This window comes from Epilithonimonas mollis (assembly GCF_900142325.1).
Lineage (GTDB): Bacteria > Bacteroidota > Bacteroidia > Flavobacteriales > Weeksellaceae > Epilithonimonas > Epilithonimonas mollis.
Window position 1 is genome coordinate 489,532 of record NZ_FRAM01000002.1, and the last position, 20,957, is coordinate 510,488.

A 20,957-nucleotide genomic window follows, 5' to 3' on the forward strand; every position below is an offset into this window, starting at 1 on the left:
CGATTTAATTTTTTAAAAATGTTAATCTCGGAAAGTTATAAAAATATCTTCGGAATTTCTTACTTTTGGGAAAAATAAATCTAAGAAATGCAAGACCCGATTTTCGACCTTATTGAAAAAGAAAGACAAAGACAAACACACGGCATTGAACTGATTGCTTCGGAAAATTTTGTTTCTGACAATGTGATGAAAGCAATGGGAAGCGTGTTGACCAATAAATATGCAGAAGGTTATCCCGGGCGTAGATATTACGGCGGATGCGAAGTGGTCGATGAGGTAGAGCAATTGGCCATCGACAGAGCAAAAGAATTGTTCGGGGTGGATTATGTGAACGTTCAGCCACATTCCGGTTCTCAGGCTAATGCCGCGATTTACCTTTCAGTTCTGAAACCAGGCGACAAAGTGATGGGAATGGATCTGTCGATGGGCGGACATCTCACGCACGGTTCGGCGGTCAATTTCTCAGGAATCCAGTATCAGGTTTGTTCTTATGGTGTTCAGAGAGAAACCGGTCTTATCGATTATGATCAGATGAGAGAAGTAGCTTTAAGAGAAAAGCCAAAAATGCTGATTGCCGGATTTTCTGCTTATTCCAGAGATTTGGATTATGCTAAATTCCGTGAAGTAGCGGATGAAATTGGTGCGACACTTTGGGCGGATATTGCGCATCCTGCTGGTTTGGTGGCGAAAGGTCTTCTGAATAATCCATTTGAGCATTGCCATGTTGTAACGACTACGACTCACAAAACCTTGAGAGGTCCAAGAGGCGGAATGATCATGATGGGGAAGGATTTTGAAAATACCTATGGACATAAAACACCAAAAGGAGAAATTAAATTAATGAGTGCTGTTTTGGACAGTGCCGTTTTCCCGGGAATACAAGGTGGTCCGTTGGAACATGTGATTGGTGCGAAAGCTGTTGCATTTGCAGAAGCTATTGATTCTAAATTTGAAGTTTATGCAAAGCAAGTAAAAGCTAATGCTCAGGCTTTGGCAAAAGCAATGATAGATTTAGGTTTCGAGATCGTGAGCGGCGGAACAGATAATCATCTGATGCTAATCGATTTGAGAAGCAAAAACGTGAACGGAAAAGAAACTGAGAAAGCTTTGGTAAAAGCCGATATCACTTGTAACAAAAATATGGTTCCTTTTGATGATAAATCGCCTTTCACAACTTCCGGAATCCGTCTGGGAACTGCAGCAATTACTACCAGAGGGTTGAAAGAAAATGATATGGCAACTATTGCGAATTTGATTTCTGAAGTGGTTGATGATATTAAAGATGAAAATGTGTTGGAAGTTGTCAAGAAAAAAGTCAATCAGTTAATGGAAGGAAAAGCACTTTTCAGCTATTAACCTAGAATAAAACAAAAAAGGATAAATAATAATTTATCCTTTTTTGTTTACAAATTCGCTATAGTTTAGTCAGGAAGGACTATTTGTGCTATGTATTACGCTGAATTTATTTTTGAGCTTAATAAACTTTTTTTCAAAAAATTCATAACTAAAGTATGAAACTAAAATTGTAGTAATAACAATTGTGATTACAATACAAATACTTTTTACCCTTTCATCCTGAATATTATCAAAAAGGATAGTTTGGTAGAATAAAAAAATAATAAGAGGATGATAAACATAAATGCCATAAGAATATTTCCCTAAAAAATTTAAGACTTTATTTTCCAAATTTATTATCCGATTGGTAATGTTTATTTGACCAATAATAATAATACCAGTCGCAAGAGTGATAAGTTCCATTGATACAATTGAATTGACTATTTCGTAATTAAGAATATGGATCAGAAATATTAACCAAGCAAAAGCTTGGATCCCTTTATGGTTCAAAAATGTTACAATCTTATTATTTTTGAAATGATAGAATGCTACAAGTCCTCCGAATATCATACAATCGAATCTGTTCATCGTAATCAAAATAGTGGGTATCTTAAATGGATAGAAATACCACATTAAGATACGAATGGAAATAAAACTGATAATAATGATTATCAAAAAATTTTCTATATTGATTTTCTTAAAGAAATGCGGCCAAAAGAGATAAAACTGTTCTTCAACAGCTATAGACCATAAATGCGTACATAAAGGTATAGCTTTTCCTATCAAAAATGGTATGTTAGCTAATAAGAAGGTATATAAAGCTAAAATATTCAGATTAGGAGATTTAGTGTTGAAAAAATAATACACTAATATAGAAATGAATAAATAAAAATAATATAAGGGCCAAATTCTTAATATTCGACGGATGTAGAAGTTCTTTTTATTAATATAATCATTTTCTTTTTTTTCAAGTAGTAGAAGATAAGTAATTAAAAAACCACTTAAAACAAAAAACATAGTGACACCTTGTTCACCTAGTTTCCAACCATAGGTCTGACCATTTTCACTTTTACCGAAAAATGTAAAAAAATCTATTTTGAATTTAATGAGATTTTCATTAATATGCATTATCATAACACCAATAGCAGCTATAGCGCGTATGCCATTTAGTCCAGGTAAATATAGGTTTTTATGTGTAATCATTAGTTCTCACAAAATTATAACGTGCGAAAATACAAAATTATTGACGCTTTCAATTTAACAATCTAATTATTTATTCTTGGAGAAGAAATCCTATACTTTCGAAGAAATAAAACAAAAACTGGTAAATTATTGTGTTTACCAGGACAGATGCCATTCCGAAATCGAGCAGAAGATGAGAGATTTTCTTTTGATTCCTGAAGCTAAGGACGATATTCTTCTTTATCTGATGAAGGAAAATTACCTGAATGAGGAACGCTTTACAAGAAGTTATATCCGGGGCAAGTTCTATATGAAACATTGGGGAAGAAATAAAATCAAAATAAACCTAAAACAAAAAGGCATTACGGAGAAATTAATTTCCAGGTGTATGGATGAGATAGATGATGAGGATTATGCAAAGGCTATCAATAAAATTTATAATGATTATTTTTCCAAGCAGAGCGGAATAAAAACTTACCAGAAAAAATCTAAGACAATCAGTCATTTATTATCAAAAGGCTATGAATACGATGTCATTTTAGACGTTTTAGAGAATGAATAAAAAGCAATGTTATGTTAAATTAATACAGTAATACTTAACTCAATTAAAATTATTTCTTAAAAATTAATAAAAAATTCTTAATTTCGTCCCAAATTTGATCAATTAAAATTCATGAAAAAGCTAATTATAATAGGTTTTGTATTGTTGATGGGGTTTGCCAATGCACAATTCATAAAATATGGGGTTACGGGAAGTTTCCATAACGGTTCTATTGCTGGAATCCATGGGATTTCAAAAAGTAGATTTGGAGGCAACATAGGCGTGTTTGCAGATTTAGCATTGGTGCCTAATGATATTTATGATTCGGCTTGGCTGTATTTCACGCCGCAATTGGAATTTTATACCATAGGTGAGCGCGGAGACTGGGATGAGGATGGAAAGGATATGCAGAAGTATAGCAATACGTATGTTGCATTGCCGCTTTATATCAAATACTATATAAGAAATAGTGGATACAAAGGCGATATATATCTGATGGCAGGACCTAAATTAGAGTTTTTGGCTTCTGAGAAACAGGAGGAAGGGTATGCTGCGTTGGAAGCTGCTTTTTCAGGCTATGATCCGGCTAAGTTTGGATTAGGAAGAAAAATTAATACCTTTGGATATGGTGTTTCCATTAAAGCAGGCTCTAGAATCAATGATCAAATGGAAGTCTTTATAAGATTTGACAGAGGATTGTCAAAGGTCTATTCGGATTACACAGCTCAGAATTCCTATAACAGGTTTTTAGGGATAGGTCTGAGTTATTATATTGGCCAGACAAACTAATCTTCCAACTGCTGCAAAAATTTCGTTTGCAGATTTTACAATGAAAAAACAGATATTTATATTACTGGTGTTTTCTCTGGTGTTGTCTTGCAAACCTAAAGAAAACATGGTTTATCTCAGTAACCATAATTTTGAAAAGGAAGTTACGGAAGCGAGATATACAGGCTTAAAGATTAAAGAAGGGGACATTCTGGAGATTGTAGTATCTGCATTTGATGAAAATGCTGTAAAGCCTTTTAATCTTTCTACTGTAACAACTACTAATACAAGCACATCAGACGGATCTGTGCAGACTGCGCAGGCCAGCCGTTATACTGTATCATCCGATGGTTTTGTATCGGTGCCTGTTCTCGGCAGAGTCTATTGTCAGGGAATGACGAAACTTCAGCTCAAAGAGGACTTGGAACAAAGGCTGAAAGTTTATTTAACTGACCCTATGGTGGATGTGAGACTTACTAATCTCAATATTAGTGTATTGGGCGAGGTTAAAAATCCGGGAACTAAGACTTCGGTGAATGAAAGGATCAACCTCTTCCAGGCATTGGCTATGGCTGGTGATATGACTGATGCTGCAAACAGAACCAATGTGAAGCTGTTACGATATTCCGAAAATACTAAAAAAGATTCTGTAATCAATTTAGACTTTTCAGAGGCATCGATTGTTGATTCGCCATATTACTACCTCCAGCAGAATGATATTCTTTATGTAGAGCCGGATAAGAATAAGCAGATTGCAGCCAATACCACAAATCCTAACAGAGCATTATTTTTACAGGTACTGACTGTTGTTATCGCGCTTTCAGCTGTACTAATCAGATTTGCAAATTAACCAATGGAATTATTAGATCCGCAGACGGGAAACCATAAAAAAATAAATTTCAAAAAAGAGCTGTTTAGATTTTTGAAGCATTGGCCATGGATTATTGCCAGTGTTGTTATTTTCTATCTGGCAGCTTACTTTTATCTCAAATATACACAGCCTCAGTATCTCTCCAAAACCATGCTGTTGTTTCAGGAAACCAAGACGGACAAAGGGGCTTTGTCTGACCTCAAGAATCTGGGTATGGGAGTTAGTGGAGATAATGAGCTGCAGGGAGAGGCAGCTATTATTGTTTCTAAGCCGGTAATAGAAAAAGTGGTTGCTAATTTGAATCTGGCTGTCAGCTTCTATGCCAAAGGGAAGATTCGGGAAATAGAACTTTACAACTTATCACCTTATTTGGCTAAGATCCATCATAATAAGAAGGATTTTATAGGAGCATCTTATTATATCGAGCCGGTTGGTAAAGACAATTTTAAACTGTCAGAAGGACCACTTCTTGGTAATAAAGAGGTTTTTCGTTACGGAGAATTGATAATCTTACCTTGGGGCAGTGTTTCTTTTACTAAGAACGATAAAGGTTTTCCACCGTATAGAAACTTGGTGGTTTTCAAAAACACCAAAGTGGTTGCGAACAGCCTTGAGAGCAGTCTTAATGTGAAACTGCCTAACGGGCTGCTGATGGAGATATCAATTAATGGAGAGGTGCCAAAAAAATCCGAGGATATACTGGATGAACTGGCGTACCAATATAATTTAGATGGAGTGGCCGATAAAAATGCGGAAGCTAAAAATACGGCGGAATTTATAGACGGCAGATTAGATTTAATTTCGGGAGACCTTGGAAAAATTGAGCTGGATAAGGAAAATTTTAAGAAAGCAAATAAAATTACAGATCTTGATGTACAGGCGGGTATAGCGGTCAACCGTTTGTCCGGTAATGTAGAAAATATTTTTGCGGAGTCTTCCAAGCTAGAGATTCTGAATGCGGTTTTTAGCATGGCGTCATCAGGCAAAGAGCAACTGTTTCCTACAGGTTTGGGAATGCCGGAAGCTACCGAAGCGTTATTGCGACAGTATAATGAGATGTTATTGCTTAAAAAAAGAACGCTCAAGCAGGCAACTGCTGTCAATCCTGCCATCCGGGCTTTGGATAAGGATCTGGCAGAATTGATGAACCTGATTCGCAGCAGCGCACAGGAAAGCAGGTTTCAGTTACAGAAAAATATTGGACAGACCAATATGGAGATTGGCGAGGATAGAGCTTCAATTCTTAAATATCCTACTCAGGAACGCATATTCCGTAATATTGAACGCCAGAGGAATCTTAAAGAATCGCTGTATCTATATCTTTTGCAGAAAAGGGAAGAGAATGCGATTACCATGGCGGTCACTACGCCAAAGGCAAAAGTCGTAAATCCTGCATATACCGTTGGCATTGTAAAGCCTAATTACACACAGGTTCGGATATTGGCTTTGCTCATCGGTTTGATATTGCCATTGCTGATCATATTTATTAAGAACATACTGGATACCAAAGTCCGTTCAAGAGAAGATGTGGAAAGTTTGGGATCCAATATACCTGTTATTGCAGAAATTCCGCAGGCAGATGAGATTAAGCCGCTGGTTAGTGGTAATGATTTTACCATTTTTGCTGAATCATTCAGAATGCTGACTTCTAATCTTAAATTCTTGCTCAGATCCAAAGAAATATATAAAGGGGGGGTTATTCTTATCACTTCATCGGTCAAAGGTGAAGGGAAAACAACTGTTTCTACCAATACGGCAGTCACACTGGCGGGAAGCGGTAAGGTGTTGTTGATAGGGGCGGATATCAGAAACCCTCAGCTCCAGCGGTTTATACCGGAGCGGAAAAAAGGATTGACAGATTATTTGATCTCAGAAGATAGCAGTGCAGAGTCATATATTGTCAATTCGGGCTTAGTAGAGAATTTGCATGTGATGTTCAGTGGGACAAAAGCACCTAATCCTAATGATCTGCTGGATATGAAAAAGTTTGATGCTATGATTGCAATGCTGAAGCAGAACTATGATTACATTATATTGGATTCTGCGCCACTGATGCTGGTAAGCGATTCTTTACATCTGGTTGATATTGCAGATATTGTTGTTTACACGCTGAAGTCTGAGCTTACAGAAAAAGAAATGTTGAATTTTGCCATCAGATTCAAGCAGGATAATGAGGTAAGTAATATGGTGTTTGTATTGAATAACGTAAAGCCGGAATATTCTAAATATGGCTATAAATATGGCTACGGATATTATTCGGATATAGAAAAAAAAGGATTTAGGAAATACTTTTAATTTTCATTTTTTGATTTAATGCTATTGTCCAAGTGATATCAAATAAAAATATTGCCAAAAACACTTTTTTCCTTTATTTTAGGATGTTGCTTAATATGGCAATATCACTTTATACCTCTCGTGTCATTCTAAAAACTTTAGGTATACCAGATTTTGGAATATACAACTTAGTAGGAGGTATTGTTGTTCTTTTTTCATTTTTAAATGGTGCTATGTCTTCCGCAACTCAAAGATTTCTGAATTTTGAGATCGCTAATCGTGTAAGTAAAGCGATAAATACTGTTTTTTGTACAAGTATGTATGTACATGTTATCATAAGCTTTATCGTGCTTATACTAGGAGAGACAGTAGGATTATGGTTTCTCAATTATAAACTTAATATTCCTTTTAGCCGATTATATGCAGCGAATTGGGTTTATCAATTCTCTATTATTACAACAATTATAAACATTATCCGAATTCCTTACAGTGGGCTGATAATTGCCTATGAAAGAATGTCTTTTTATGCCTATTTAGGCATTTTTGAGTCTGTAATGAAATTAATTATTGTTTATTTATTATTATTTTTTACTGGCGATCATCTAATTATTTATGCTATGTTATTAATGATTGTAAATCTGGTTGTAAACATGATGTATGCTTTGTATTGTTTTAAGAATTTCAAACAAGTAAGCTCTCTAAATTTAAATTATGATAAAAAGATATTAAAAGAAATGACTACTTTTTCTGGTTGGAATTTGTTTGGTAATATTGCTGTTGTAGGAGCAAATCAAGGTCTCAGCTTAATATTAAATATTTTTATTGGAGTTACGGTTAATGCCGCATTAGGTATAGCTAATCAAATAAATGCTGCTATTTATGGTTTTGTTAGTAATTTTCAAATGGCATTCAATCCACAGATAACGCAGTCTTATGCTTTAGGGAAAAAAGATGAGCATGAAAAACTCATATTTACTTCGTCTAAGCTTTCATTCTACCTTTTAGCAATACTTGCTTTACCAGTATTAATCAATACGGAATTCATCTTAAAAATTTGGCTTGGAGATAAACTACCACATTATGTCGTTTCATTTACCCGGATAATAGTTTTAAGTTCTTTAATAGATGCTCTTTCAGGACCGTTCTGGATGTCAGTTTATGCCTATGGTAAAATAAAAAAGTATCAGGTTTTAATCTCAATCCTGTTATTGCTCAACCTCCCATTAGCACATATACTTTTAAAATTAGGCTATAGCCCAATAATAGTCCTTATCTGCAAGCTAATTTTAAGCTTACTGACTTTTTTATACAGGTTTTGGTTTGTTAAAAAACTAAATAATTTATCTCGAAATAATTCATTAGATTATTTTAAAAATATTTTCATTTTTGGACTATATATCTTTTTATGTGTTTTTATTTTTAAACAGTCATTAATAAATCCTTCTAACTTGACAGTTTTTTTAATTATTAATTTGTTTTTTGAGTTATTATTTTTTATTTTAATTTTATTAATAGGATTAAACAAAAATGAAAAAAAAATTATCATCAATGCGGTTAATAGTAAATTTAAAAGATCAAAATAAATAAATTCGATACAATGATAGCTATTTCTTTAATTATACCTATTTATAATAATGTAGAATCATATTTAAGAAAATGTTTGGAAAGTGTACTTTCTCAAACATACAAAAATTTTGAAGTACTTTTGATTAATGATGGCTCAACGGATAATTCTTTAACAATATGTGAAGAGTATGCATCCAAAGATAATCGCATAAAAATAATAAATAAAGAAAACGGGGGTATAAGTTCAGCAAGAAATGTTGGTTTGAATGAATCAAAAGGAGAATATGTATGTTTTGTAGATCATGATGACTGGGTTGATTCTGATTTTTTGGAAGTTTTCATGGAAAATGTTTCCGATACTGATCTCGTCATTTCGAATATCAAAGATATTTTTTCTGATAGAGTCAATAAAAGATCTGGCTTTTTAAGTAACTCTTTGGAGAGTAGAGAGTTTAATCCTGATGATTTTTATGATAATCATAATTTTATTTTAACTAATCTACCTTGGAATAAAATGTATAAAAAATCAATAATTATTGAAAATAATATCAGATTTGATGAGAAAATAAAAATTGGAGGAGAGGATTTAATTTTTGTCCTTCAGTATGCGCTGCGTTGTAATAAGATTAAATTTGTAAATGCATATACTTATAATTATAATAGACAACCGGGAAACAGTGTTACATTAAATTATATTAGAAATTATTATTTCGAAGCTAAGAAGATAAAGGATGCTTTATTTGATATTTTAGAAAGATATAAAACCGTGTCTAAGCAAGAAAAACTATATCATTATTTCAGGGTCGCAGGAAAAGCTATTTTTGAAGAAGGAAAGCCGGCAAATTCTAAAAGCTTTATTGAAAGATATAAGTCGATAGTTAATATATTAAATATACCTGAGATTAGAGATTACCGAACGAATTATAAGATTGAAGAAAGCACGGACAGTCGTTTCTTTAGCATTATTCATAACCTGATGAAGTACAATCAACCGCTATTCTTAACAATTTTTCTCTCCATTTACTTTAAAAAAATATAATGCAACCAATTGTCTCTGTAATCCTTCCTGTTTACAACGTAGAAAAATATATAAGTAAAAGTATTGAATCTATTTTAAGACAAACCTTTCTAGAGTTTGAGCTTTTAGTTGTAATAGATGGTTCTCCTGATGGTTCCAAAGATATTGCAGAATCTTTTTTAGATTCTAGAATTATTATTTTGGAGAAAGAGAACGGAGGTCTTTCGGACGCAAGAAATTATGGATTGGAAAGAGCAAAGGGAAAGTATGTATACTTCATGGATAGTGATGATTGGATAGAGCCTGATTTATTAGAAGATGCTATAACTGTTTTAGAAAAGGAAAGAAAGGATTTTGTTATATTTGGTTATATTCAGGATAATGAAAATTTGGAAGATGTTGTTACATCTCAAAGTATTAAATTGCCAAATATTGAGATACTTATAAAAGGTAAGGATACAAACATGCCGTCGGATTTATTGGGTTTATTGGGTTATGCTTGGAACAAGGTATATCGTAAAGACTTCTTAGAAAAAAATAATTTATATTTTGAAAAAGGAGTTTCACTTGTAGAAGATATTCTATTCAATTCAACAATATACCAAAAGTCATCAGAAATAAGATTTATTAATAAAGCTTATTACCATTATATTAATAGGCAAGTTCCAACATTAATTAAAAAGTTTCACAAGGATTCGTTTGAATTGAATATATGGAAATTAAATAGACTTAGAGATTTTTTTGAAATTTGGGAGTTTAAAAATAAGGATAACCTTTTAGGTATGCTTGTAGTACAGAGTATTAGGTATTGTATTCATAATTTGTTTGCGTTTCAAAATAAATTAAGCTTTAAAGAGAAAAGGTTATATGTTAAAGCTATGCTTTATAATTCTAATACTGTAACTTATATTAATAAATACAAACCAGATAATAATTTTAGTCAACTATACAAATTTTTAATAAAAAACAAAAATTATAATATAATTTCGATATTTGCCGCAACCATAAAATAATTTAATGACATTATCATCAATTTTCAGCTTTAGATTTAAATACAATATTTTGTTATTTATTCAAAAATTTAAAGGATATCCTTTCTTTAAAAGAATTGAAATTAGTAAAGATAGAAATAAAGCTTTCTTTTTTTTGGCTGCCGACTATGGTAATTTAGGTGATTGTGCCATAACTTTTGCCCAAACCAAATTTATAGAAGAAAATAGTAATTATGAAGTAATTGAAATTCCAATCTCTAAGACGGCTGAAGGTATTTGGTTTGTCAAAGAAAAGATAACTAAAGCAGATATTGTCGTGACAGTTGGAGGTGGTAATATGGGCGAGATGTATGATCAGATAGAATTTCTAAGACAATTAGTAATAAAAAATTTCCCTGCCAATAAAATTATTTCTTTTCCGCAGACTTTTGATTTTTCTGATTCATCTTTAGGTAAGAAATCTCTGGTTATTGCTAAAAAAATTTACAGTAGACACACAAATTTACATTTAGTGGCTAGAGAAGAGACTTCCTACAAACAAATGAAATTGGAGTTTAATCATAATCAGATTTACATTACCCCTGATATTGTATTAAGTCTTTCAGAAAATTTGCAGAAAAAACGGGAAGGAGTCATAATCTGTATGAGGGCAGATGAAGAAAAACGCTTGACTCCCGAGGAAAACTCTTCTGTGATTGAATTAATTAAAAATAATTTTAATAAATACGAATTTTATGATACCCATATAGGTAATACTAATCTAAATTCTAAAGAAAGAGAGTATGAGTTGAACAAGATCTGGAAAGCATTCAGTAATTGCAAATTGGTCATCACAGATCGATTACATGGAATGATTTTTTGTCACATTACTAATACACCAGCGCTGGTTTTTCAGAATACAAATCACAAGGTTAGAGAAACATATGATTGGATCAGGAAAAATTCTAATATCAAAGTCGTTAGCAATTTTGATCTTAATGATGTAGAAAGTTTTATAAAAGAATTCCAAAGCCAAAGAGATAATTATATCACTAATTGTGACTTAGATTATTCACCATTAATAAAACTATTAAATTAAATTCTTAAAAATTAATATTCTTACTATTAAAATACTTTTATTCATATTTAGATAATTTGGTTTATGAATTTATTATATATAACAAACGGAGTAAATGGTGTAGGTGGTTTAGAACGTGTGCTTTCTGTTAAAACAAAAATTTTTGCAGATAATAATTATAAGGTAAATATTTTAGGGTTGAATAAGACAGATCAAAATTTTTTTTATGAGTTTAGCGAGCAAGTATGTTTTCATGATATTATTGTAAAAGGTAATCCGGTTATATATATATTTAGATATATATCGGGAGTTATTAAAAAAATTAAGGAAATAAATCCGGATATTATAATTGTTTGTGATGATGGTTTGAAAGCTTTCATTATACCATTTATTACAAACAAGAGAATACCAGTAATTTATGAAAGACATGTTTCTAATAATATTTTTTTTAATGATAACCAGTCTTTTTTAAGTAAAAAACTGTCATCAATAAAAATTTCAACAATGAAATTTCTATCCAGATTTTTTAATGCATTTGTAGTTTTAAATGAAGGAAATATGTCTGAATGGACCTATAAAGAAAATATAAAAGTAATTGAAAATATTCTTCCTTTTTTTCCCGAAAAAATATCTAGGTTAGAAAATAAAATAGCAATAGCAGTTGGCAAGCAGAGCTACCAAAAGAATTATGAAAGAATGATTGATATTTGGAAGGAAGTTCATAAAAGTTTTCCCGAATGGATATTATTTATTTACGGAAAAAAAGATGAAACATTAAAACTACAATCTCAAATAGACAAGCATAATCTGCAAGATAAAGTTATATTAAAAAATCCGGCGAAGGACATTGAAAACAAATACTTAGAGTCATCTATTTTTCTGATGACATCAAGATACGAAGGTCAGCCAATGGTATTAATTGAAGCTATGGCATGTGGGCTTCCTTCAGTTACTTTTGATTTTCAGCACGGACCAAAAGAAATGATAACCAGTGGTCTGAATGGTTTTGTAGTTCCTTACCAAGATGACGATACATTTGTCAAAAAAATTAAAGAATTAATTAAAAATGAAGAATTACGAAGGGGTATAGGATTAAATGCTAGAAAAGCTAGTGAGAATTACTCTGGTGAGAAAATTTTTAAAAAATGGGACAATTTATTTAAAGAACTAAAAACTAATGTTTGATTGGATTCCATCGACTGTTTATACTGAAGTCCATTACAATATACTTTTAGCAATAGTATTCATTATTGTTATTTACTGTTTAGTATATGATTTGAATGATCATGTTGGTATTATCATCATAAGCTATTTAGGTGCTTGTTATGCTATTTTTTTAACATTGTATATGGGATTACGCCCGCTAAGTGGCGGCTTTGGAGATTCTTGGCATTACGCACGTGCATATCAAAAATTACAACAGGGATCAGATGTTATAATAAAAAAAGATTATGTATTTAATTATTTTATGGCTTATTGTAGTAAGTTCATGGATGTTAAAGGCTTTTTTCTTTTATGTGATATCATTTATATACTTCCTTGTTACTTGTTTTCTAAAAGATATTTTGGAATATATTGGTTTTTTGCATTCTTTATATTCGTTGGATCATTTTCTTTTTGGTCATTTGGAGTAAATGGGATAAGAAATGGTTTAGGAGCATCTTTATTTATATTAGGGTTGTATTTTTATAAACAGAAACTATTAATGTATGCAAGTTTTCTATTGTCATATTTTATGCATGCTTCGTTAATAATTCCAATCATATCCTTATTGATTTCAGGAATATATAAAAATCCCAAAATGTATATTTATATCTGGATTGCATCAATCCCACTCTCTCTAATCGGCGGTAGCGTATGGGCAAACCTTTTTGCCTCACTAGGTTTCGCAGAAGATAGGACACAAGGTTATCTTGTTGGTGGTGAAAAATTCCAAGATCAGTTTTCCCAAACCGGTTTTCGTTGGGATTTCCTTACCTATAGCGCATCAGCCGTTTTTGCGGGTTACTACTTTATTTTTAAAAAAAATATTACAGATAGATTTTATATCCATATGTTTGGAGTATATTGTATTGCTAATGCGTTTTGGGTACTAGTAATTACTGCAGCTTTTAGTAATAGGTTTGCATACTTATCTTGGTTTTTGATGCCTGCAATAATTGCCTATCCAATGTTTAGGTATAAGATGTGGAAGGATCAATATAAAACATTTGGAATAATTTTATTGATATATTTTATGTTTACTTATTTTATGAATGTGATCAAATAATGAATAAAACTCTTACTGTTTTTACTCCAACTTACAATAGAGCTTATCTTCTTCCTAAGTTATATCAAAGTCTGTGTAATCAGACTTCACATGATTTTATTTGGTTAATAATTGATGATGGTTCTTCTGACAATACTAGAGAGATTGTTCATAAATGGATAAAGGATAATAAAATCGAAATAATTTATCATTATAAGGAAAATGGAGGGATGCACACGGGTCACAATGCAGCTTATAAATTAATAAATACTGAGTTGAATGTTTGTATTGATTCGGATGACCAGATGCCTGTTGACGCTGTGAAAAGCATATTGCTGGGATGGGATAGTATTCCAGATAAGAACCATATATCTGGTTTTATCGGATTAGATTCTGATTCTGAGGGCAATATTATAGGTACATTAATGCCCAAAGATATATCTTTAGGTTCTTACAATGATTTATTTAAAAAACATAAAGCAAAAGGAGATAAAAAATTTGTGCTTAGAACAGAAGAAGTTAAACGCTATCCCTTATATCCGGAATTTAAAAAAGAAAAGCTTGTACCTCTTGGAACATTATATATATTGATGGGCAAAAATAAACCATTTGTTTTCCTAAATAAAGTGCTATGTATTGTTGAATATCAGCCGGAAGGATCTTCGCATACAATTTTAAAACAATACAAGCAATCACCCAAAGGTTTTGCATATGCGAGGAAAATTCACATAAAGAATGCATCGGATATTGGTGAACTTTTAAGAGCTTATGTTCATTTAGTATCAGCTGCGATTTTTTCAAAAGATTATTTGCTGGCATTTAGAGGTGTAAATCCTGTTATTAGTTTATTGATGTACCCTTTTGGGGCTTTACTGAATCTGTATATTAGATTTAAAATAAAAAAATGAAAAATGGATTTTCCTATTAGAATTTTGCAAGTAGTAACCGTAATGAATATGGGTGGAATAGAAAACTTTATTATGAACGTTTATCGTAACATAGATCGTACTAAAATCCAGTTCGATTTTCTTGTACATAGAAATGAAAAAGGTTTTTTTGATGAAGAAATTAAAAGTTTAGGGGGTGAAATTTTTATATTACCTGCTCTATCTCCATTTACATTCTTTCGGTATAAAAAAGAATTTACGTTATTTTTAAAAGAACATAAATATAATACTATTCACTCTCATATTAATGCAACTAGTACAATTGTTTTAGCTATTGCAAAAAAAAATAAAATTCCACATAGGATTGCTCACAGCCATGCAGATTCTACGGAAGGAAAGTCATTGATGAAAAATTCTTTGAAAAAATTTTTAAAGAATTTTTCAACACGCAATTTAGCTTGTTCAGATAATGCAGGAAAATGGCTGTTTGGAATTAACAATTATGAAGTATTGTCAAACGGAATAGACGTTGACAAGTTTCTGTTTAATCCAGATTTAAGAAGTAGATTAAGGAAAAAGATGAATATACATGAACAAGATTTCGTAGTTGGACATGTAGGACGTTTTAGTAAAGTTAAAAATCACGATTTTATTTTTAAAGTATTCAAAAAAATTGTCGAAAATAATAGTAATTCTAAGTTAATTTTGATTGGTAATGGAGAATTACGAAGGGAAATAGAATTAAAGATAGAAGAACTAGGTCTCCAAAATAAAGTCATTCTTACAGGTATTATTTCCAATGCAAATGAATATTTAAATGTCATGGACACCTTTATATTTCCTTCTTTTTTTGAAGGTTTTCCTCTTTCATTAATTGAAGCTCAGGCTGCAGGACTTCCATCAATAATATCTAAAGACTTATCTACAGAAATAGATCTAACCGACTTGGTTATTCGTATGAGTATTTATATTGATGAAATTAACTGGTCAAAAGCAATAACCGAGACTAAAATATTGAACGAGAGGATGGCATATAATAACGAAGTAGCTAAATCGAGATATAATATAAAATTTGTAGCAAAAAAAGTTGAACAGTTATACCTTAATCATTAAGAAATGAAAGAAAAACTCTACCAAATTCTTCCTGATTTTTTACAAGGATTTTTAATATCCATGTTTAATTATTTGGCATACAAGGATAGATATGGGAATAATTATAGAAAATATAGGTTAGAATTCCTTAAAAATAGGAAACTTTCTTTGGATGATTTAATGAAGATTCAAAAAGAGAGATTCAGAAAATTCCTTTCACACTCTAAAAAAGAATCTGGATTTTATAGTCAATATCAATTGGTGGATTTAGATGATATTAATTTGTTGCCGATTGTAAGTAAAGAAGATTTAAGAAAAAAGATCGATCAGGTTTATACTATTCCAAAAAAGAAAGGTATAGTTTCCAAAACTGGTGGGACAACAGGTAAATCCTTAGAGGTACTATTTACCAAAGATAATATGCAAGAACGCTTTGCGATGCTAGATGATTTTAGAGCTCGTTTTGGCTATGAATTGGGTAAAAAGACAGCTTGGTTTTCGGGTAAGAATCTTCTTACAAAAACTGATGTAAAAAAAAATAGATTTTGGAAAACAGACCTTTTTTATAAAGTAAGATACTATTCAACTTTTCATATTAAGGAAGAATATTTAAAATGTTATGTGCAAGATCTCATTAAATTTTCTCCAGAGTATATTGTTGGGTTTCCATCGAGTATATTGGAAATAGCAAAATTTGGTATTAAAAATAACTATATTTTTCCTGAAAATACTGTAAAAGCTGTCTTTCCTACTGCAGAAACTGTAACCCGGGAAATGAGAGATGTAATTGGGAGATTTTTTAAGACAAAATTATACGATCAATATGCTTCTTCAGAAGGAGCTCCTTTTATTTTTGAATGTAAAAATGAGAATTTACATTTGGAAATGCAAAGTGGCATATTCGAAGTTTTAGACCATACAAATAAACCCGCGAAATCGGGTAGGTTAATCATAACATCATTTACAACCGATGGAACCCCTCTTGTTCGATATGATATTGGAGACTCAATAACCTTAGAAGATAGTCATAAAAAATGTGATTGTGGTAATCACAATCCATTAGTGAAAGAGGTCTTAGGTAGAATTGATGATTTTATTTTTTCACCTGAAAATGGTAAAATAAACTTAGGAAATGTTTCTAATACTTTAAAAGATACAAAAGGTATAATTAAATTCCAAGTAATACAGAATCATATAGATAAGATTGAGATTTTAGTTGTAAAAGATAGTTTACTATTTAATGAAAAGGTAGAAACCATTTTTCTTAAAAATTGGTATGACAGAGTAGGAACTAATATGGAAATAAATTTAACTTATGTTGAAAATATACCTGTCGAAAAAAGTGGAAAATTTAGAATAGTTAAAAATAATATTAAAAAATTTTTATAAATAAGCTTACTTCACAAAAGACTTTCTGCTTAACAGTACATACCTTGTAATTCCATCCTCAAAAAGCACTCTTCAATCTGTTAATAATCAGATCAATATACAAAGTAATGGATAGATAATAGATTTCGCCCTCTAGTTTGATGTAATGAAGCAGCTTTTCTGATCTGTAAGTTCGCATCGTACTCTCAGTAACGCCAAGAGTAACCCAAACCCCTGATCTCACCTCACCTCATTACCCGTAACTCTCCACTCACATCCCGCACCATCACAACCTACTTTTAAGGCTATGAACAACAAGATCGAAATAAAAAATGATGGAAAGGTAATAGATGCGCCCCTCCAGCTTGATATAGTGGAATAGCTTCTCTGCACGGTAATGCCGCATGGTACGCTCGCTCACGTGCAACAGGTCTGCCACTTCAGCCTCGGTCATAATCTGTTTGCGACTGAATGTAAACTCGGAATTCAGCAACTCCTCGATCATAAGTTTAAGAGCCAAAATCAGCTGTTTGATAAAGGATTCACTTAAGTTTAAATAATTTTTCATTGCATTGTTGTTTTTGAATAACTAAGTTAATCGAATCCAATGCGGTAGTTATTTTTTTCTAAATCCCAAAACTATTATCCGAATTATTACTCACCATATCATCACATCGTCAAATAGCCCCAATGCTATAACAAACCCTATAGAAAGCCTATGAAAACCCTATAACAGGCCTATCAAAACGATAGCAAAGTGGAAAATTCTAGCAGATTTCGGAAGCATTAGTAAAATGAGCAGCTTCGCTTTCTACCTTTGACTTGTTTAATCATCAAATTAAAAAATTATGGAAAAATTAAATGATTCTTTATTGTCAGGATCCAGTGGTAGAACTGGAAGACTCGTAGTGGCAAACGTAGACGGGACAGAGATCTTAAGGTGCGGCCGCGTAAAAAAACAAAAGCACCGTCCCCAAAACAGTTGCTGATCCAGGAAAGGATGAAGAAATGCTACGACTTCATCTTGCCTTACAAAGGTTATGCATCGCTTTATTTCGGGTACAGACAGGGGATGAGGTCTTGCTACAATCAGGCAATTACCAATTTATTAAATGCTTTCAAATTGGATTTTGCTCTGATGACTATCGTTCCGGAATACCCGGAGGTCCAGTTTTCAAATGGGAATCTCTTGGCACCAATTCCTACCGGATTGAGTTCTGCAGCAGCGGGAACATTTAGGGTGGAGTGGTACAACAATGCGGCAGGAGATCCGGATCGTATGGCAGATCAGTTACAGTTTGCTGTATTTTGATGAGACACAGAAGGGACCGGTTTTTCTCGGAAATATGGGTGAGAGAACTGATACTACGCTTACGGTCAGCGTGCCGCCATATATGTCCGGTCGACAGATACACGTTTGGATAGCTTTTCTCTCTGCAGACGGGATAGAATCATCCTTATCCTCTTATGCAGGAAGCATAGAGATAGCCTGAGGAATAATAGCATACCAGCTAAGCAATCCCTTTCGAAAAAAGGGATTGTTTTATTGAATTAAAGTTATTCTGTTTAGCATCCTGTAAAAGTTAATATCCAAACCTGACATTTCCAAAATCCTATCTTCCCACAATACATCCCATATTCTGTAGGTCCAATAGCACACCCTCCAACCCTCACACCCTCACATTTTCCAACTCTCCAACTCTCAAATCCTCCCACTTAAAACTCCTCTCAAAAAAACTATCTTTGCAAAAAACAAACCTTAATGGCAAAGCTCTTCCGTGTGACCACTGTTCCGATCTCCGTAGAAAAACTGCTCGGTAACCAGCTGACTTATATGAATCAATTTTTTCATGTTACTGCAATATCGGCCGACGAGGATAATTTAAAAAAAGCAGCGGATAAACTCGGAGTCCAATGCCATGCGATAGAAATGACCAGGAAGATAACACCTTTGGCGGACTTGGTTTCATTATGGAAGATGTACCGCTATTTCAAAAAAGAAAAACCGGACATAGTTCACACCCATACACCAAAAGCTGGCTTGATTGGCATGCTGGCTGCAAAACTGGCAGGCGTAAAAGTGAGATTACATACGGTTGCCGGATTACCTCTGATGGAAGCAGAAGGAACAAAAAGAAAGATTCTGAATTTTGTTGAGAAATTCACATACGGCTGTGCTGCAAAAGTTTATCCCAACTCCTCAGGCTTGTACAATTTTATACTAAGCGAAAAATTTTGTGGAAAAGAAAAACTCAAAATACTTGGAAACGGTAGCACAAATGGCATCAACATTGACAATTTTTCAACAGAATCAATTTCCGAACAGCATAAAATAGATTTAAAAAATAAGCTTGGTATTAAAGACAATGATTTCGTATTCATATTCGTAGGGAGATTGGTAAAGGATAAAGGAATCAATGAACTGATTGCAGCTTTCAAAAAACTGAATTATCCTGATGTCAGGCTTTTGCTTGTCGGACCCTATGAGACAGAACTGGATCCATTGGATGATAATACCTTGAAAGAGATAGGAGACAACAAAAATATATTAACTGTCGGTTATCAAAAAGATGTAAGGCCTTATTTTGCAGTAAGTGATGCGCTGGCATTCCCTAGCTATAGGGAAGGATTTCCAAATGTGGTATTACAGGCTCTGGCAATGGAGATTCCGGTTATTGTCAGCGATATAAACGGATGTAACGAAATCGTCATGGATGGAATAAACGGATTGATTGTTCCCCCCAAAAATGAAGAAACACTTTTTTCAGCCATGAATCGGTTTCTTGAAAGTGATTTTTATATGAAGATTAAGGATGTTACACGGCAAAGTATTCTTAAGTATGATCAGAAGATCTTATGGGAACATATACGCACAGAATACAATTCTTTCTTGAAACAATAAAAATTCAAAATTTGAAATCCAGAAATTACAGGTAATATCATTTTTAATGTCTTTTTGTTTTAATAAAATCAGGATGGTTTTCACAAATTTCAGAATATCGTTTGAAACATGATTATACATTTTTATTATTTCAAAAAGGATTTCAGTCCAATGGCACAAGGTTTGCAAAAATGCTAGAATAATAATTACAATTGGAAAAAATTAAGCATATGAAAAAAATGATTTTTGGAGCAATGATTGCTGCAGTCGGATTATTTTCCACAGCAAGTGCTCAGATACAGGAAGGGAACTGGATGGTAGGAGGCAACCTTATGGGGGCTAATTTTGGTTTGAATAAAGGCAGTGGATATGATTTTTCAATTCAGCCGAAAGGTGCTTATTTTATTAAAGATAATGTAGCTTTAGGAGGCTATGTGGATCTGGGTTTCAGCGGAGCAAAAGATGCACCCACTACTTTTGTATATAATGTTGGCGCATTGGGACGCTACTATCTTTCTCCGGGAGAACAAGGTGTTGATAACCTGCTGAATCATGGCCGTTGGTTTTTTGAAGCGAATTTAGGAGTTGGGGGAACATCGATTTCTAAAGGTGGCTCTTCTTCCAATGGACTGAACTTTGGTTTTGGACCAGGATATTCCTATTTTATAACCCCTAACATCGGGCTTGAAGGTTTGCTGAAATATGATGCAAATGCGGGATTCGGGAATGGAGGTTATACCAACAGGCTTATTTTCGGTCTTGGCTTTCAGATTTATCTGCCATCAGGACAGGCTAAAAGAATTGCGAATGAGGCTAGATAATCTATCCTGATAGAAATTTATATAACCGGCTTTTGTCGGTTTTTTTGTTAAATTAG

Annotated in this window: 20 protein-coding genes; 18 read left to right on the forward strand and 2 right to left on the reverse strand. The window is 32.8% G+C overall.

What is annotated here, in order from left to right; genetic code table 11:
• The first annotated feature begins 87 nt into the window (after positions 1-87).
• On the forward strand, positions 88-1,356 hold the full coding sequence (gene glyA, locus BUA97_RS09770; RefSeq protein ID WP_072997655.1) for a serine hydroxymethyltransferase: 1,269 nt from the start codon (positions 88-90) through the stop codon (positions 1,354-1,356).
• A 69-nt stretch (positions 1,357-1,425) separates the two neighbouring features.
• Here glyA and BUA97_RS09775 read toward each other — a convergent pair whose 3' ends face one another.
• Complete coding sequence (locus tag BUA97_RS09775; RefSeq protein ID WP_072997656.1) at positions 1,426-2,538, reverse strand: acyltransferase family protein; 1,113 nt, start codon at positions 2,536-2,538, stop codon at positions 1,426-1,428.
• Between the two features lie 76 nt (positions 2,539-2,614).
• Here BUA97_RS09775 and BUA97_RS09780 point away from each other — a divergent pair, with 76 nt between their 5' ends.
• From BUA97_RS09780 to BUA97_RS09840, 13 genes are all read left to right on the forward strand, one after another.
• Positions 2,615-3,079, forward strand: a complete 465-nt coding sequence (locus BUA97_RS09780) for a regulatory protein RecX (protein ID WP_175546191.1) — start codon at positions 2,615-2,617, stop codon at positions 3,077-3,079.
• Positions 3,080-3,190: 111 nt separating this feature from the next.
• The gene (locus BUA97_RS09785) at positions 3,191-3,847 is read left to right on the forward strand and encodes an outer membrane beta-barrel protein (protein WP_072997657.1); all 657 of its coding nucleotides are present in this window, start codon (positions 3,191-3,193) and stop codon (positions 3,845-3,847) included.
• Positions 3,848-3,887: 40 nt separating this feature from the next.
• A complete protein-coding gene (locus tag BUA97_RS09790) occupies positions 3,888-4,676 on the forward strand; it encodes a polysaccharide biosynthesis/export family protein (RefSeq protein ID WP_072998568.1) in 789 nt (262 codons plus the stop codon).
• 3 nt (positions 4,677-4,679) lie between these two features.
• Positions 4,680-6,992 (forward strand): GumC family protein, encoded by a 2,313-nt coding sequence (locus tag BUA97_RS09795; RefSeq protein ID WP_072997658.1) that lies wholly within the window; start codon positions 4,680-4,682, stop codon positions 6,990-6,992.
• 95 nt (positions 6,993-7,087) lie between these two features.
• Entirely contained in the window at positions 7,088-8,554 is a 1,467-nt protein-coding gene (locus BUA97_RS09800; protein ID WP_175546192.1) for an MATE family efflux transporter, read from the forward strand.
• A 14-nt stretch (positions 8,555-8,568) separates the two neighbouring features.
• Complete coding sequence (locus BUA97_RS09805) at positions 8,569-9,576, forward strand: glycosyltransferase family 2 protein (protein ID WP_072997660.1); 1,008 nt, start codon at positions 8,569-8,571, stop codon at positions 9,574-9,576.
• Positions 9,576-10,568, forward strand: a complete 993-nt coding sequence (locus BUA97_RS09810; protein ID WP_072997661.1) for a glycosyltransferase family 2 protein — start codon at positions 9,576-9,578, stop codon at positions 10,566-10,568. Before BUA97_RS09805 ends, BUA97_RS09810 begins: the two co-directional genes overlap by 1 nt.
• A gap of 4 nt (positions 10,569-10,572) precedes the next feature.
• Positions 10,573-11,625, forward strand: a complete 1,053-nt coding sequence (locus tag BUA97_RS09815) for a polysaccharide pyruvyl transferase family protein (protein ID WP_072997662.1) — start codon at positions 10,573-10,575, stop codon at positions 11,623-11,625.
• A gap of 63 nt (positions 11,626-11,688) precedes the next feature.
• The gene (locus BUA97_RS09820; protein ID WP_072997663.1) at positions 11,689-12,789 is read left to right on the forward strand and encodes a glycosyltransferase family 4 protein; all 1,101 of its coding nucleotides are present in this window, start codon (positions 11,689-11,691) and stop codon (positions 12,787-12,789) included.
• Positions 12,782-13,873 carry an EpsG family protein gene (locus BUA97_RS09825; protein ID WP_072997664.1) on the forward strand — a complete coding sequence of 364 codons (1,092 nt, stop codon included), beginning with the start codon at positions 12,782-12,784 and terminating at the stop codon, positions 13,871-13,873. Before BUA97_RS09820 ends, BUA97_RS09825 begins: the two co-directional genes overlap by 8 nt.
• Positions 13,873-14,760, forward strand: a complete 888-nt coding sequence (locus BUA97_RS09830) for a glycosyltransferase family 2 protein (RefSeq protein WP_072997665.1) — start codon at positions 13,873-13,875, stop codon at positions 14,758-14,760. The genes BUA97_RS09825 and BUA97_RS09830 overlap by 1 nt, the downstream gene beginning before the upstream one ends.
• A gap of 3 nt (positions 14,761-14,763) precedes the next feature.
• Positions 14,764-15,852 carry a glycosyltransferase family 1 protein gene (locus BUA97_RS09835; RefSeq protein ID WP_072997666.1) on the forward strand — a complete coding sequence of 363 codons (1,089 nt, stop codon included), beginning with the start codon at positions 14,764-14,766 and terminating at the stop codon, positions 15,850-15,852.
• A 3-nt stretch (positions 15,853-15,855) separates the two neighbouring features.
• Complete coding sequence (locus BUA97_RS09840) at positions 15,856-17,220, forward strand: phenylacetate--CoA ligase family protein (protein WP_072997667.1); 1,365 nt, start codon at positions 15,856-15,858, stop codon at positions 17,218-17,220.
• 265 nt (positions 17,221-17,485) lie between these two features.
• On the opposite strand, the gene BUA97_RS09845 is transcribed toward BUA97_RS09840, so the two are convergent.
• Positions 17,486-17,767, reverse strand: a complete 282-nt coding sequence (locus tag BUA97_RS09845; protein WP_072997668.1) for a helix-turn-helix domain-containing protein — start codon at positions 17,765-17,767, stop codon at positions 17,486-17,488.
• 432 nt (positions 17,768-18,199) lie between these two features.
• Here BUA97_RS09845 and BUA97_RS09850 point away from each other — a divergent pair, with 432 nt between their 5' ends.
• The 4 genes from BUA97_RS09850 to BUA97_RS09860 all read left to right on the forward strand — a co-directional run bounded on the left by BUA97_RS09850 (position 18,200) and on the right by BUA97_RS09860 (position 20,901).
• Positions 18,200-18,511: a hypothetical protein gene (locus BUA97_RS09850; protein ID WP_139258295.1), complete on the forward strand. Its 312-nt coding sequence runs from the start codon at positions 18,200-18,202 to the stop codon at positions 18,509-18,511.
• Positions 18,512-18,545: 34 nt separating this feature from the next.
• Positions 18,546-18,692 carry a DUF6266 family protein gene (locus BUA97_RS17495; RefSeq protein ID WP_394332924.1) on the forward strand — a complete coding sequence of 49 codons (147 nt, stop codon included), beginning with the start codon at positions 18,546-18,548 and terminating at the stop codon, positions 18,690-18,692.
• Between the two features lie 269 nt (positions 18,693-18,961).
• Positions 18,962-20,101, forward strand: a complete 1,140-nt coding sequence (locus tag BUA97_RS09855) for a glycosyltransferase family 4 protein (protein WP_084081303.1) — start codon at positions 18,962-18,964, stop codon at positions 20,099-20,101.
• 209 nt (positions 20,102-20,310) lie between these two features.
• On the forward strand, positions 20,311-20,901 hold the full coding sequence (locus tag BUA97_RS09860; protein ID WP_072998573.1) for a hypothetical protein: 591 nt from the start codon (positions 20,311-20,313) through the stop codon (positions 20,899-20,901).
• Positions 20,902-20,957 lie beyond the last annotated feature (56 nt).